This window comes from Paraglaciecola psychrophila 170, assembly GCF_000347635.1.
Classification (GTDB): Bacteria; Pseudomonadota; Gammaproteobacteria; order Enterobacterales; family Alteromonadaceae; genus Paraglaciecola; species Paraglaciecola psychrophila.
This window is the reverse complement of the sequence record NC_020514.1, coordinates 1864909-1878346: the sequence shown is the minus strand read 5'-3', so window position 1 is coordinate 1878346 and position 13438 is coordinate 1864909. Positions and strand designations below refer to the sequence as shown.

General features: G+C 38.8%; 16 protein-coding genes. 10 read left to right on the top strand and 6 right to left on the bottom strand.

Translation table 11 applies throughout. The annotated features are described in order from the left end of the window. Positions 1-52: 52 nt before the first annotated feature. The 9 genes from sufC (at position 53) to C427_RS08065 (ending at position 7231) form a co-directional block, all read left to right on the top strand. Entirely contained in the window at positions 53-826 is a 774-nt protein-coding gene (gene sufC / locus C427_RS08105) for a Fe-S cluster assembly ATPase SufC (RefSeq protein WP_007643619.1), read from the top strand. Positions 827-828: 2 nt separating this feature from the next. After that, positions 829-2151, top strand: a complete 1323-nt coding sequence (sufD, locus tag C427_RS08100) for a Fe-S cluster assembly protein SufD (protein ID WP_007643621.1) — start codon at positions 829-831, stop codon at positions 2149-2151. A 2-nt stretch (positions 2152-2153) separates the two neighbouring features. Next, positions 2154-3401, top strand: coding sequence for an aminotransferase class V-fold PLP-dependent enzyme (locus C427_RS08095; RefSeq protein ID WP_007643623.1), 1248 nt, complete (start codon positions 2154-2156; stop codon positions 3399-3401). A 30-nt stretch (positions 3402-3431) separates the two neighbouring features. Beyond that, positions 3432-3788: a HesB/IscA family protein gene (locus tag C427_RS08090; RefSeq protein ID WP_007643624.1), complete on the top strand. Its 357-nt coding sequence runs from the start codon at positions 3432-3434 to the stop codon at positions 3786-3788. 30 nt (positions 3789-3818) lie between these two features. Continuing rightward, a complete protein-coding gene (gene sufT, locus C427_RS08085) occupies positions 3819-4343 on the top strand; it encodes a putative Fe-S cluster assembly protein SufT (protein WP_007643626.1) in 525 nt (174 codons plus the stop codon). Beyond that, entirely contained in the window at positions 4343-4798 is a 456-nt protein-coding gene (locus C427_RS08080; RefSeq protein ID WP_007643628.1) for a SufE family protein, read from the top strand. Before sufT ends, C427_RS08080 begins: the two co-directional genes overlap by 1 nt. Before the next feature lie 298 nt (positions 4799-5096). Continuing rightward, positions 5097-5336, top strand: coding sequence for a BolA/IbaG family iron-sulfur metabolism protein (locus C427_RS08075; protein WP_007643629.1), 240 nt, complete (start codon positions 5097-5099; stop codon positions 5334-5336). A gap of 121 nt (positions 5337-5457) precedes the next feature. Continuing rightward, on the top strand, positions 5458-6429 hold the full coding sequence (lipA, locus tag C427_RS08070; RefSeq protein WP_007643630.1) for a lipoyl synthase: 972 nt from the start codon (positions 5458-5460) through the stop codon (positions 6427-6429). A gap of 19 nt (positions 6430-6448) precedes the next feature. Continuing rightward, entirely contained in the window at positions 6449-7231 is a 783-nt protein-coding gene (locus C427_RS08065; protein WP_007643631.1) for a ferredoxin--NADP reductase, read from the top strand. Between the two features lie 106 nt (positions 7232-7337). On the opposite strand, the gene C427_RS25850 is transcribed toward C427_RS08065, so the two are convergent. The 6 genes from C427_RS25850 to C427_RS08040 form a co-directional block, all read right to left on the bottom strand. Then, positions 7338-7514 carry a globin domain-containing protein gene (locus C427_RS25850; protein ID WP_226991300.1) on the bottom strand — a complete coding sequence of 59 codons (177 nt, stop codon included), beginning with the start codon at positions 7512-7514 and terminating at the stop codon, positions 7338-7340. A gap of 585 nt (positions 7515-8099) precedes the next feature. Next, on the bottom strand, positions 8100-8639 hold the full coding sequence (locus tag C427_RS08060; protein ID WP_226991301.1) for a hypothetical protein: 540 nt from the start codon (positions 8637-8639) through the stop codon (positions 8100-8102). 419 nt (positions 8640-9058) lie between these two features. After that, entirely contained in the window at positions 9059-9463 is a 405-nt protein-coding gene (locus C427_RS08055; RefSeq protein ID WP_015430662.1) for a hypothetical protein, read from the bottom strand. A gap of 74 nt (positions 9464-9537) precedes the next feature. Further along, entirely contained in the window at positions 9538-9915 is a 378-nt protein-coding gene (locus tag C427_RS08050) for a hypothetical protein (RefSeq protein WP_226991302.1), read from the bottom strand. A gap of 102 nt (positions 9916-10017) precedes the next feature. Next, positions 10018-10488 (bottom strand): cytochrome c oxidase subunit II, encoded by a 471-nt coding sequence (locus tag C427_RS08045; RefSeq protein ID WP_007643640.1) that lies wholly within the window; start codon positions 10486-10488, stop codon positions 10018-10020. 427 nt (positions 10489-10915) lie between these two features. Next, positions 10916-11545 (bottom strand): hypothetical protein, encoded by a 630-nt coding sequence (locus tag C427_RS08040; RefSeq protein WP_007643642.1) that lies wholly within the window; start codon positions 11543-11545, stop codon positions 10916-10918. 363 nt (positions 11546-11908) lie between these two features. Here C427_RS08040 and C427_RS08035 point away from each other — a divergent pair, with 363 nt between their 5' ends. Further along, positions 11909-13171: an IS110 family RNA-guided transposase gene (locus tag C427_RS08035; RefSeq protein WP_007636175.1), complete on the top strand. Its 1263-nt coding sequence runs from the start codon at positions 11909-11911 to the stop codon at positions 13169-13171. The last annotated feature ends 267 nt before the right edge of the window (positions 13172-13438 follow it).

Sequence of the window (13438 nt, the reverse complement as noted above, 5' to 3'; positions counted from 1 at the left end):
GTTGTATTACCACACTGATAAAAACTTGATTAAAAGATAATAAGGTCAATAGATGCTAAACGTTGCAAATTTAAGAGCCAAGATTGATGGAAAAGAGATCCTCAAAGGATTAAATATTGAGGTTAAACCTGGTGAAGTCCACGCCATTATGGGACCGAATGGGAGCGGCAAAAGCACGCTATCCAATGTACTAGCAGGTCGTGATAACTATGAAGCGACCGATGGAACCGTCATGTTTGAAGGCAAAGACTTATTATCGCTTGTGCCTGAAGATCGTGCACGGGAAGGCATTTTTCTTGCCTTTCAGTACCCAGTTGAAATACCTGGGGTCAGCAATCTTGAGTTTTTAAAAACATCCCTTGAATGTCTACATACTCATCAAAACAAGCCTCTTTTGAGTGCTGTTGAGTTTATGAAGCTGGCACGTGAGAAATGTCGACTGGTCGATTTAGATACTGACTTCCTGAAGCGTGGTGTGAATGAAGGTTTTTCAGGTGGCGAGAAAAAGCGTAATGAAATTATGCAGATGCTGATGCTAGAGCCAAAGCTATGTTTACTTGATGAGACTGACTCAGGTTTAGATATCGATGCACTTAAAGTAGTGGCTGATGGTATCAATCAGTTACGCAGTCCCGAACGTTCCTTTATTTTGATTACTCATTATCAAAGGTTGTTAGATTACGTGCAACCTGATTTTGTGCATGTATTGGCCGACGGGAAAATCATTAAATCTGGTGGAAGTGAGCTGGCGTTAGAGTTAGAAGAAAAAGGCTACAGTTGGTTAGAAAGTGGAACTGAGCAATCAGCAAATCCACTTAAGGTTTAGCCATGAATAACCTACAGCAAATAACGACTGACTTTAGCAACGAGCAAATATCTCAAAAAAATCCGTGGTTACGAGGTATTCGTGATGCAGCTTGTGAACGTTTAAGAGCGCTGCAATTACCGACCCAAAAAACCGAAGATTGGAAATATCTGAAGCTTGAAAAATTGTTAGCTGATGATCAACTTGACGCACAAAGCATGCAAGTAAACTATTCAAAAAGTATCGACGATATTGATGAACTACTTGCGCAGTCTTTAATAAAGGACCTTGATGCGTATCGTTTAGTTTTTGTCAATGGCGTGTTTGTGAGTGAACTATCTCACCTTGATAGTAACCCTTACAGCACTTTGTTCTCTGAGGCTAATACCGCTCAGCAGCAACTCATTATTGAACACCTAGATACCAGTCATAACTATTACCATGACTACTTTTCTAGCCTTAACAGCGCGCAACTTGAAGATGGTTTACTTATCCATATTCCAGAGCATTGTGAGGTCGACAAGCCCTTTTACATCGTAAACCTAACACAAGGTGATCAGCCAAAAACAAACATGATGCGATTATTAATTATTGCTGAAACCGGCAGTAAAGCCACAATAATCGAGCATGAAGACGCACCACTCAAACACACGGCAATGGTTAATACCGTGATTGAATGTTTTGTAAACGACAAGGCGCATATTACCCATAGCCGACTGCAACTTGATGAGAGTGTCACGAGCATATGCAGTCATCGCGTAAAACAAGGTCATCATAGCACTTATCAACAACATCAAATTAGCCTTGCATCTAAATTGAAACGTAATGATCTTACGGTGTCCTTGCAGGGGGAGTATGCGAGTAATGATATTCGAGGCAGTTTTTACGGTCGCCATCAACAAACCATTGATAACCATATTTGTATGCAACATATTGCGCCAAATTGCAGCAGCAATGAGGTATTTCGAGGTTTAGTCGATGACCAAGCCAATGCTGTCTTCAATGGCCGCATTCATATTCATCCAAACGCTCAAAAAACATTGGCCGAGCTCAGTAACAAAAACTTATTACTCTCAAGCACTGCCACCATCAATACTAAACCTGAACTAGAGATTTATGCTGATGATGTGAGATGTTCACACGGTGCCACAGTTGGTCAAATCAATAGTGAGGCATTATTTTATTTACAATCTAGGGGGATTCCAAGGGTCGAAGCTAAACGTCTATTAAGCCTGGCTTTTATTGCCGAAATAGTCGAACAACTACCACAGAATAGTGTGCGAGAGTTTGTTACACAGCGTTCATCTAGCTTACTTTCCTCATTACACCACAAAGGAGAAAAGTAACGATGTCCTCTATAGATGCAGTTGAGCAAGACAACACGTTTAATATTGCAAAAGTTCGGCAAGATTTCCCCATACTGGATCAAAAGGTTAAAGGTAAACCTTTAATCTATTTGGATAACGCGGCAACCACTCAAAAGCCACAGATTGTCATCGATGCTATCAGCCAATTTTATAATATGAATAACGCTAATGTGCATCGAGGTGCTCACACTCTGAGTGATAATGCTACTGAGCTGTTTGAAAATGCACGTAGTAAAGTGCAAGGTTTTATTAATGCAAAACATGCTCATGAAATAGTGTGGACAAGAGGCACAACAGAAGCCATCAATACAATTGCCAGTGGATTAGCGCAAAGCTTTTTAAAGCCAGGTGATGAAATTATTATTTCAGCAATGGAACACCATGCCAACATTGTGCCTTGGCAAGTGGCAGCAAAGCGAAGCGGTGCCAAACTTGTGGTGGCTCCGATAAATGAAAAAGGCGAGCTGAATTTTTCAATTTATAAGACGTTACTCAATAAAAATACCGCAGTTGTTGCTATGACACATGTCTCCAACACGCTTGGTACGATAAATCAGGTTAAAGAAATCGTGCAATTTGCACAGCAAGTTAATGCCATAACAGTGATAGATGGCGCACAAGCCATTGGTCATGGCTTTGTTGATGTCCAGGACCTGAATTGTGATTTTTACGTCTTCTCAGGACATAAGTTATTTGGCCCTACGGGTATCGGTGTGTTGTATGGCAAAGAAGTTCAATTAGAGCAACTACCCCCGTTTCAAACCGGCGGAGAGATGATCAAAACAGTCACATTTCAGCAGGCAACTTGGAATGAATTGCCCTACAAATTTGAAGCCGGCACGCCGAATATTGCTGGTGCAATAGGACTCGCAGCAGCCATCGATTATGTAAACAGCATTGACCGAGTAGGTGCGATAGCACACGAACAGCGATTAACTAATTATTGCTCAGAGTTAGCCAATAGTATGGATGATATTCATATTTACGGCACTGCAGAAAATAAGACCGCTATTTTTTCTTTTCTCATGGGTGATGCACATCCAAGTGATGTAGGTACTTTGCTCAATCAACAAGGTATTGCTGTACGAACAGGCCATCATTGCACGATGCCGTTAATGAATGAACTGGGCATTTCAGGCACGGTACGCGCATCGTTTTCTATGTATAACACCGAAGAAGAAGTGGCAATGTTATTTGCAGCTTTAACTAAAGTGAGAACATTCCTTTAACTAAAAATCACATTAAAAATGGGTAATATTATGACTGTAATGACTTTTGAACCAAGTAAGCCTCGTGTGTCTTTAAGTGATAGTGCGCGTACTTTTTTGACTCAAAAAATAAAAATTAAGCACGCAGTTGGATTGTGCTTTTCAGTAAAAAAAAGTGGCTGCAATGGTTTTAAATATGTGTTGGATTTTATTGACAACCCCAGCACAGAAGAACACCTAGTCATCATTAATGATGATGAATTAAAACTCTACGTCACTCAAGAAGCCTTACCCTATGTAAATGGTACTGAGATTGACTGCGTCACTGAGGGATTGAACAAAGTGATTAAGTTTATTAATCCGAATAGCTCAGCAGAATGTGGTTGTGGTGAAAGCTTTTCAGTCTGATGGTTTAACTCAATATACTGGAAAAATGTTATGCAAAAGCAAATAATAGTTGTGAATAAAGATTGTCCAGCGCTACTGGTGCCAGACGGCATTCCTATCACCATTAAAAAAGATACCTTTGTCACTCTGACACAATCATTAGGTGGAGCATATACCGTTCTTGTTAACGGTAATATGGCTCGGGTTGATGGCACTGATGCCGATGCTCTTGGGTTTGAACCCATCATTTTAGAATTTGAGGACTCAGGCGATGAAACGGTGATTGAAAGTAATGTATGGAAAGCGATATCTGCTGTTTACGATCCAGAAATGCCAGTTAGCATTGTTGATTTAGGTTTAATATATGGCTGTAAAATTGAGGGCAATACAGTATTGATTTCCATGACGTTAACGGCTCCTGCTTGTGGTATGGGTCCTGTATTGGTAGATGATGTTAAATATAAAGTTGGGCTAGTGCCTAATGTAGATAACGTGAAGGTCGACCTTGTACTTGATCCGCCATGGAGTCGAGAAATGATGACCGAAGAAGCACAATTAGAGATGGGGTTATTCTGATGAATAACCTGCCTATCACCCACTTTTCAGACAGCCCCTTTGGCACTAAAATCAAGTCTGAAGACATCGCAGAGACTCTTTGCTTCTTTGATGATTGGGAAGATCGTTACCGTTATATAATAGACCTTGGTAAGGAACTTCCTACCCTACCCGTGTCATTTAAAACTGACGAAAATCTTATAGTCGGCTGTCAAAGTCAAGTATGGCTAGTATGCGAATACGATGCAAAAAATAATCTTCTTTTAATGGCGGTCGACAGCGAAGCCCAAATTGTTAAAGGGCTAGCAGGTATCGTTCTCAGTGCATTTAATAAAAAAACACCTCAGGAAGTAACTGATTTTAATATCGAAGCATTTTTTACCGATATTGATTTATTCAGTCATTTGAGTTCGATGCGAGGTAATGGTTTGCGCGCAATGGTCAAAAAAATATTATATCTCGCAAAGCGATGTTAGCTAAACAACATTTCAATTTGTCATTAACAATGATTAATCAACAACTTATAGGGAGTAGTAGATGCATATCGTCAACAAAATTGAAGAGCCATACATCGATAATGCCGTTGTTATTTTTATGCAAGGTTAGCCCGAACAACCTCAAAGTGTATCCACTACTATCCCAGTAAAAATCTTAATAGCTTGTGGTGAAGATAGCTAAATCAAACGACGTTATACCTGCTCCTGTGCAAATAAATCAATCGCACAATTCTTCAATTATTAGACAAATCGCACACATCCAATTAGGAATAATCACATGAGCATCAATCAGACAATTCAAGATATGATTATAAATGAAATTACTGACGCACAGGTCACAGTTAATAATGTGGGAAATGGGCATTTCAGCCTAGTTGTCACCGCTCAAGCGTTTGTTGGGAAAAACATGTTAGCTAAACACAAGTTAGTGCTATCTGCCATCGCGCCACTGATGACAGGACCTAGCGCCCCCGTCCATGCCATTGACAACTTAAAAACGATGTTACCTACACCCTAATTAAGATCATCACACTTTACCAATGTAAAATACTAACCAGTCATTTTTTGGCCTCAAGACATGTCAAATCGGCTAAAATTCATTAGTAATACGTAGAGTATTAGTAGGGCTTACAAATATTATGAACAACATAAAACAATCAAAATATGTGGCTGGAGAAAAGCTGCGAAATGCTGACAAGTTGGCTTTTATTCCAGTAAAAATAGTCACTAGTGAGAAAGAAACCACATTAAAAAAGCCTAGCTGGTTAAAAATAAAACTGCCAAGTAATACAGCGAAAGTAGATCAAATTAAACAAGCTATGCGTAAGCATAATCTAAGCTCAGTTTGCGAAGAAGCTTCATGTCCTAATTTGCACGAATGTTTTAATCACGGAACCGCTACATTTATGATCTTAGGAGCTATTTGTACGCGCCGCTGCCCGTTCTGTGATGTAGCACATGGCAGACCTTTACCAGTCAGTGCTGAGGAGCCGCAAAAATTAGCAGCCACAATACGGGATATGAAATTAAAGTATGTGGTCATTACATCAGTCGACAGGGATGACCTTCGTGATGGTGGTGCTCAACACTTTGTAGACTGCATTAATGCGATACGTAAGGAGGTACCCAACATAAAAATAGAAATTTTGGTTCCTGACTTTAAAGGCCGTATGGACAAAGCACTCGATATATTAAGTACAGCACCACCAGACGTATTTAATCATAACCTTGAAACTGCTCCACATATGTACCGTGAAGTTCGTCCTGGGGCTAATTATAAAAATTCACTGGAGTTGTTACGACGCTTTAAAGTCATGCATCCACAAGTAGCCACAAAATCAGGCCTGATGCTTGGTCTTGGTGAGACGATTCAAGAGATTACCGACGTATTACAAGACTTGCGTGAGCATAATGTAGAAATGCTTACGTTAGGGCAATACTTGCAACCCAGTAAGCATCATCTGGCAGTGAAACGTTATGTTACACCAGCCGAATTTGAGCAACTGGGTGTTACAGCAAAAGAACTAGGCTTTACCCATGCTGCATCAGGCCCATTGGTTCGTTCTAGCTACCATGCAGACCTACAAGCTGCAGGTAAAGAAATAAAATAATCAGACTACAGGATAAGTTATGCAAAGAAAATTTAACCCCGAAAAAGTCATCGATGTCGTCCACTGGAACGATACGCTTTTTTCCTTTAAAACGACGCGTAGTCAAAGTCTTCGCTTTAGAAACGGGGAATATATCATCATTGGCTTAGAGCAAGAGGAGAAGAGACCAATCTTGCGCGCTTATAGTATCGTTAGTGCAAACCATGAGGATTATTTAGAGTTTTTTAGCATTAAAGTGGAAGGCGGTGCCTTCACATCTAAGTTGCAACACTTAGCGATTGGTGATGAAGTCATTATCGGTAGTAAACCAACCGGAACACTGGTTATCGACGATCTTCGCGATGGTAGAAATTTGCTATTGATCGGTACTGGAACAGGACTGGCTCCTTTTTTAAGTATTATCAAAGACCCTGAAACCTATGAACGATTTGAAAAGGTTGTTTTGTTTCATGGTGTTAGGTTTATCGATGAATTGTCGTACAACAAAATAATCACCGAAGATCTTCCAAAGCACGAGTATCTAGGTGAAATGATTACTGATCAGCTTATTTACTATCCGAGTGTCACTCGAGAACCATATAAAAATCAGGGTCGAATTACTGATTTAATGAAAACAGGAAAGTTATATCACGATATTGGCATACCCGAGCTTGACCCAGAATTTGATCGCGTCATGTTGTGTGGTAGCCCATCCATGTTGAAAGAGACGTGCGCCATTATTGATGAAATAGGCTTTAAAGAGAGTCCTAAAAAGGGTGTGCAAGGAGACTACGTGGTTGAAAGAGCTTTTGTTGAAAAATAGAAAGCATCATAGATAGCAGCAAGGCAACTTCATTTAAGCCTTATGCTGTTAATGTTGCATGGGCCGCTCGTATTTCTTTAATTATGTAATGATGATGCCCATCAAATTACCTGGTCAGGTGACTTTTCTGATGAACAAATTGAGCGTCATGATCGATATCAACAGTATTATCGAAAAATGAAGCGATGCTCTCATCACTCAATACTATTCGATAAAAGATATCAACAGCAGCGTCAACAGCGGCTTGTCCCCCAATATCTTCAAATAAATTGATGTTCATCATTTATTACCTTTTTAATATATGTAACAAATTGAGAGTAGCTGTCTTTTCGAAAATAAAATATAGATAATATTACTAGTTTTTGATTATCCCTAAATTACAAAAACTTGAAATATAGAAAATTTAAAAATTATGAACGAGTTTTAAAATAATGCATGGATTATTCATTACTCTCAAGAAGACCAACAGATGTTGCGCGAGCGTATTAAAGCTTCAAACTGTCCCCCCCTTAAAACCCGCGATTTTCTATACTTAGATTTCTCCCAAATCACGTATGTTTATAACTAGGAAAAATCAAAGCGTAAACTCTATAAAAATTCGACGAATTAATATTTGAAACTCAGCCCTGGCTTATAAGCTGACAGGTTAGTTTGAGCAAACTGTAGTAGTTGGATCTGACTTAGCCGAACGGGTGCTTTGCCCAAGAAAGCGGCCGTAGCTATTTATTGTGGTTTAGTCCGGTTTGAGCGATCAGCGGTCGTTGGAGTCATATGGTTTTAAAGCCGCATTAAGCGGAAAATTATAGTTGGCTAAAATGTTTGAGGAACGAAAATCAGCAAACAGTTTTAAGTCCTGTTAATTTGCTTGTTAGCACTCGTTTTGTAACTTTGACCATACCGATATAATTTTTTGTAAGCTTAATTCAGCGTCCCCTACAACTTTTGGAGGGATATCTCGACCTTTGAAATTTCCCATTTGAGCTAAAAAACTATCTTTGAACCGATCAATTTCAGTTCTTAGCTCGGTAAACACAAGTGAATCAATGCACTGATTTAATCGCGCGAACCTTATTGTTAACCCTAAAAGTGATTGACTAGCTAGTTTAGGGGAAGTCGACTTAAAATTATAATATTTTCGAATGAGCCCTTCATTTTCTCCGTGAAATGCAAGAATAAGGTCATTTCTTTGATATTGAGGAAAATTTTCTTTAATTTTTGCAACATAATACAATCGATGATCTATTTCAGATAATAATTCCATCGTATTTTGAGTATTTGTTCGGCTCTCTTGGTAGGACAAAAGGTAAGTCTTATATACCCACGGGACTAAAGTAAGGAAAATCGCGCTGAATAATGCTATTCCGAATGTGCTGTTCAAAAACTTACTTATTGATGAATGATTCTGCATTGGAATATTCCTAGAGTGCTAACGCTTAATATAACCAGAAAATACGAAGCGATTGGGCGTAGCCCAGCGAGTAATTTTCTGGTTGATGTTTTTGTTAGCTGCCGCATTGCGTGCTGCTGTTTGAATTGATTGATGAACTAACAAACTGTGACTGCCTTGTGTAAATGTAAATGCTGCATTATCCCTTGCCTTAACTTTGTCAGTGTTCGATGATTTATATTGCCAGAACTTACTGGTTACGTGAACTGATATTACCGACCGTGATGAGCTAAAAAGCTAACCGCCATGCACTCCACTTTTAGATAACCAACTGAGAATAGGCTTTGGCATGCTAACGCCCAAATAACAGGCTAAAAATAGTGGGCTAAAATTGAGCGGAGCGAACAGCCCGCTGTTTTTAGTCCTTGTTGATTTGCTTGTTAGGCATATTGCCACACCACTGCTGGGATGTCTTTGGCAATAACCTCCGATACTATATTTTGACTCCAAACACGAATATGTTGAGCTTTACCGCGAATATCTTTATACCAAGGATAAGTTGTATTTACAAAATCGAAATAGCGAGACCTTTCGATAATTTGTATTAAACCTCCGTCATCGCGTATTTCATACTCATCAAATGATGAATGTGACTCTTCCATTTGTTGCCACATTATAGGGGCAAGGAAAGTGATTTTGGCTAATCTCTTTGCAGTATCGTGATCGGCATATTCACCTTCGACAAGAAAAATATTCAATTCATCGCAATCTTCATTTTTATTGTAGCCAAATGAAACATTGTGAAAATAAAAATTATCTGATGATTCGCTCAGTATCGTATTCATATGCCTAACGCTTAACATATGGGGATTTTAGGAGCGCTTTTTCAGCGAGTAAAATTCCCACCATGATGTTTTTGTTATATTTCATTTCCATACGCCATTTTAAAGCACCAAAAATAATAACGCTGAAGAAGCCTTTCCTTACGGTCTATTTTCAACATACTAAGTAAGATGCGCCTAAAATCATTTTCAGGTAATCGAAAAATCTTAGAAAGTGAAATACAACAAAGTAAACAGCCAGCAAAAGCACCGATAATTAATAGCGTGAACAAGAAAATATAGGCAAAGATAGCTACACCTGCATCTTGTTGTTTATCTAAATCAGCCGTATCCAAGCCTAGAATGTGGCCGAATGATATTAGAACTTTCCAGCCTAGATATAAAAACAAACCAGCCCACATTGGAACAGATAATCGACAATACATTTCGATGATAAAGGACTTCATAGTACCCATGAAATATAACGCTTACATAAGCGGAAAAATATAGTTGGCTAAAATGTTGAACGGAGTGAAAACAGCCAACTGTATTTTTTCCGTTTAATGTTCTTGTTATATTTATTTTATTCGTTCTTCGACCAATTCTTTCCTCTTGCTTATCGCTTGCTCACTAACCTGCATAGCAACTCCATAAGCAAATTTTCCAATAGATTTTTTGGTCGGGTTATTTATTATACGGTCTACGGTTTCACTTCCTTCTGTCGAGTTGATTATTCCATTGATATAACCCGGCAAGTATCCTAACTGAAGTTCTTTTTCAATTTGGTTAAAAGAATTTCTATAAAAGAATAATTTCCATTCACTCTGTTTAGCTTCCAATCTTACTTGTTCACTTTGGAGCCTAGTTATTTCTTTGTGTTGCTCTGTTATTTGTGCGCCAAAATAACTTAATGCAATAACAATAATGGAAGGAACAACTGTCCAAAACTGAGGTTTTTTCAAAAAAGGTAATTTTATATATTCGATTTCAGCTTTTAGTTTCTTTATCTCTGAAGATAGTTTTTCTAGCTCTAATGTATCCTTATCCACGTAGCCTCCTTAATAAATATAACGCTTTAAACAGCGGAAAGCCCGAGCGCTTTGGCCGTTGTTTGGCCTGCGAGGGATTTTCCGTTGATTTAACTTGTTAGTGCCCACGGTACACGCAAGCACTTGATTAATTTTTATAACTGACACGCAACTCCACAACCTGCTGAAGTTAAATATTAAATTTACCAGCGGTAGTGAAGTTGATATGTGTGATGTAAATGTGATGACCAACTTCCTTTTAATGGTGTGACTAATTGCCCCACACTGCCGAGCTAAAAACTTACCAGTTTGCGTACCCAATTACCAGTAGCCAACATTAATAACGGAAAGGGCTACTAACGCCTCGTTAAGAGGCAATAAAATAGTTGGCTAAAATTAGCGACGAAGGAGCAAAAGCCAACTGTTTTTTGTCCTTTTAAACGACTTGTTATGCGGTGTTAAAGCGCCTTTCTCTCAACTCATTTTCTAGTGTACGAGAAGTTGAAAGAATTGCATCGATAGACGTTGCAATAGTTTGAAGATCAAACTCCTCACCTCGAAATTTAAAAACATTTCGGGTTGGATCAAACCAACGCATTAATCCTGATTCAGCAGGGCCAACGATTGTATTAGCAGGCCCAATTATATCGCTTACAATAACTCTATTTGTATTATTATTTCTCCAATGATCTAGACGTTCATCGTAATGCTCTAAGTGATCACGTAATGTCCTTTGTTTTAAAGGATTTGAATCATCTAAATCATACTCTTCCTTCAAAACTCTTCCTCTTACAACTTTGTCGTTCTGTTGTAAGCGTTGTTCATATTCTTCATCGGTTTCTTTCTTTTTTTGTCTGAACTGTGGAGGCCAGATAATTCTAGATACGTTACTAGCATGTGTTAAAAAACTATGAATTTGTCTAAATACTTCAGAATGATAGAAACTAGATTCTTCTTTTTCTAAGTCACGGTTATTAGTTTGTTGTAATGCATGGTTCAAGTACTTGATTGCAGCAAGACCAAACTCACACTGTTTTTTTACCTCGCTAATATAAACACCCTTTAAAAAATCATCCATCTATCAGGTTACTCCATTGTGAAACCGCATAACGCCCCATTAAGAGGCAAATAATGGTTGGCTAAAATAAGCGACGAAGGAGCAATAGCCAACTGTTATTTGTCTTGCTTGAATGGCTTATAGTTCGACCAAGCCACTTAATCTAACAAAGTAACTTACTATTATATTAGGTGGAACATGCTTCTGTTGGTTACGAATATTTAATGGCAAACATTAAATGTTTCTAACAAGACGTTCGAGCCAACAGAGCAACTCATTTCAAAACGCATACTCAGGGATTGCCGACCACGACTATCTATAAGACCTGCGAGAAACGAGATTTAAGCACATTCCATCTGTAACATTACTCGGAGGAGCTGCAAAATGAAAGCATATAATATTAATGATTTCGCTGCTTTAATCGGCATTGATTGGGCAGATACAAAACATGACATATGTGAATATCCTATCAACACACAAAAGTACCATTATTGTATTATTAAGAGTAAACCTGAAGCGTTTCATGACTGGGCAATGAGCCTTAAACAGCGCTACCCAAATCAACAAATTGCCGTGGCTTGCGAACTAAAAAAAGGTCCTCTTATTTATGCCTTAGCAAAATATAGCCACCTAACCTTATTTACCATTAACCCGTCATCCGTGGCTAATTACCGTAAAGCTTTTACGCCAAGTAACGCGAAAGATGACCCTTCTGATGCACTCATTCAAGTCGAAATACTTACACTGCATATGGACAAGCTCACCGTCATTGAACCCGAGTCAGCGGCTATGCGCTCACTTGCACAGTTAGTTGAGTACCGTCGGAGCTTAGTTCAAGATAGCGTGGATTTATCCAATAAAATAACCGCCACCTTAAAGAATTATTATCCTCAAGCACTTGAATGGTTTAAAGAAAAAGACACCTTCATCTTCTGTGACTTTATCAGTAAATGGCCATCACTTACCAAAGTTAAAAGAGTAAAAAAACAAACACTCTTAGACTTTTTCAACAGCCATAACTCACATTATTCTCAGGTAAATGATGCACGTATCTTAAGCATCAAAAGTGCTATGCCATTAACCGAAGACATCGGCGTGATAGAACCGAACCAACTATTAGTTGAAGTGCTCATTGCACAATACAGAGTCTTACTAAAGGGAATTGAGTCGTTAGATAAAGCCATAAAACTGGCCTACAAGTCGCACGATGACAAGGTGATTTTTGACAGTTTCCCAGGTGCTGGCCCTCAACTAGCCCCAAGATTATTAGTGGCCTTTGGGAGTAATAGAGAGCGTTATAAAGATGCGAGTGAACTGCAAAAGTATGCCGGTATTGCGCCTGTCATTGAGCGAAGCGGAAAGAAAATGTGGACACATTGGCGCTATAGTTGTCCGACCTTTTTAAGGCAAACCTTTGTGGAATGGGCTGGTTTTTCGATACGTTATTCATTTTGGGCTAAGGCTTATTATGAACAACAAAAGAGCAAAGGAAAACCACATAACAGCATCATCAGATCGCTAGCTTTCAAGTGGATTAGGATACTATTTAGGTGCTGGAAAACAAGTATGCCATACGATGAGTCAAAATACTTAGAGGCCCTAAAACGAAGAGGCTCGCCTCTATTAAAATTTGCGGTAAATAGCTAATTTATACTTGTTGTCCACCTCAGGGCGTGTTGTTAGGTGTATAGTTGCACAAAAGTAATCGATAGCATTGCTATGGAAAATGACAGATAAATTAGCATCCCGAACCAGTAATAACCTGGTGATTCTGAACGCTTTGAACTAACCCCCTTTACCTCGACCTCACCAGCATTGAAAGCATATAAACAATAAGTCAGCGACAATAGTGATAATGACACTAAAAATATTTGCGCTACAAAATCACCATAACCTTCTAATTTTGGTGCTAAA

Excerpts from the sequence above, each read along its gene's own strand:
- sufC (WP_007643619.1), top strand. The coding sequence starts at position 53 with ATGCTAAACGTTGCAAATTTAAGAGCCAAGATTGATGGAAAAGAGATC.
- sufD (WP_007643621.1), top strand. The coding sequence starts at position 829 with ATGAATAACCTACAGCAAATAACGACTGACTTTAGCAACGAGCAAATA.
- C427_RS08095 (WP_007643623.1), top strand. The coding sequence starts at position 2,154 with ATGTCCTCTATAGATGCAGTTGAGCAAGACAACACGTTTAATATTGCA.
- C427_RS08090 (WP_007643624.1), top strand. The coding sequence starts at position 3,432 with ATGACTGTAATGACTTTTGAACCAAGTAAGCCTCGTGTGTCTTTAAGT.
- sufT (WP_007643626.1), top strand. The coding sequence starts at position 3,819 with ATGCAAAAGCAAATAATAGTTGTGAATAAAGATTGTCCAGCGCTACTG.
- C427_RS08080 (WP_007643628.1), top strand. The coding sequence starts at position 4,343 with ATGAATAACCTGCCTATCACCCACTTTTCAGACAGCCCCTTTGGCACT.
- C427_RS08075 (WP_007643629.1), top strand. The coding sequence starts at position 5,097 with ATGAGCATCAATCAGACAATTCAAGATATGATTATAAATGAAATTACT.
- lipA (WP_007643630.1), top strand. The coding sequence starts at position 5,458 with ATGAACAACATAAAACAATCAAAATATGTGGCTGGAGAAAAGCTGCGA.
- C427_RS08065 (WP_007643631.1), top strand. The coding sequence starts at position 6,449 with ATGCAAAGAAAATTTAACCCCGAAAAAGTCATCGATGTCGTCCACTGG.
- C427_RS25850 (WP_226991300.1), bottom strand. The coding sequence starts at position 7,514 with ATGATGAACATCAATTTATTTGAAGATATTGGGGGACAAGCCGCTGTT.
- C427_RS08060 (WP_226991301.1), bottom strand. The coding sequence starts at position 8,639 with ATGCAGAATCATTCATCAATAAGTAAGTTTTTGAACAGCACATTCGGA.
- C427_RS08055 (WP_015430662.1), bottom strand. The coding sequence starts at position 9,463 with ATGAATACGATACTGAGCGAATCATCAGATAATTTTTATTTTCACAAT.
- C427_RS08050 (WP_226991302.1), bottom strand. The coding sequence starts at position 9,915 with ATGGGTACTATGAAGTCCTTTATCATCGAAATGTATTGTCGATTATCT.
- C427_RS08040 (WP_007643642.1), bottom strand. The coding sequence starts at position 11,545 with ATGGATGATTTTTTAAAGGGTGTTTATATTAGCGAGGTAAAAAAACAG.
- C427_RS08035 (WP_007636175.1), top strand. The coding sequence starts at position 11,909 with ATGAAAGCATATAATATTAATGATTTCGCTGCTTTAATCGGCATTGAT.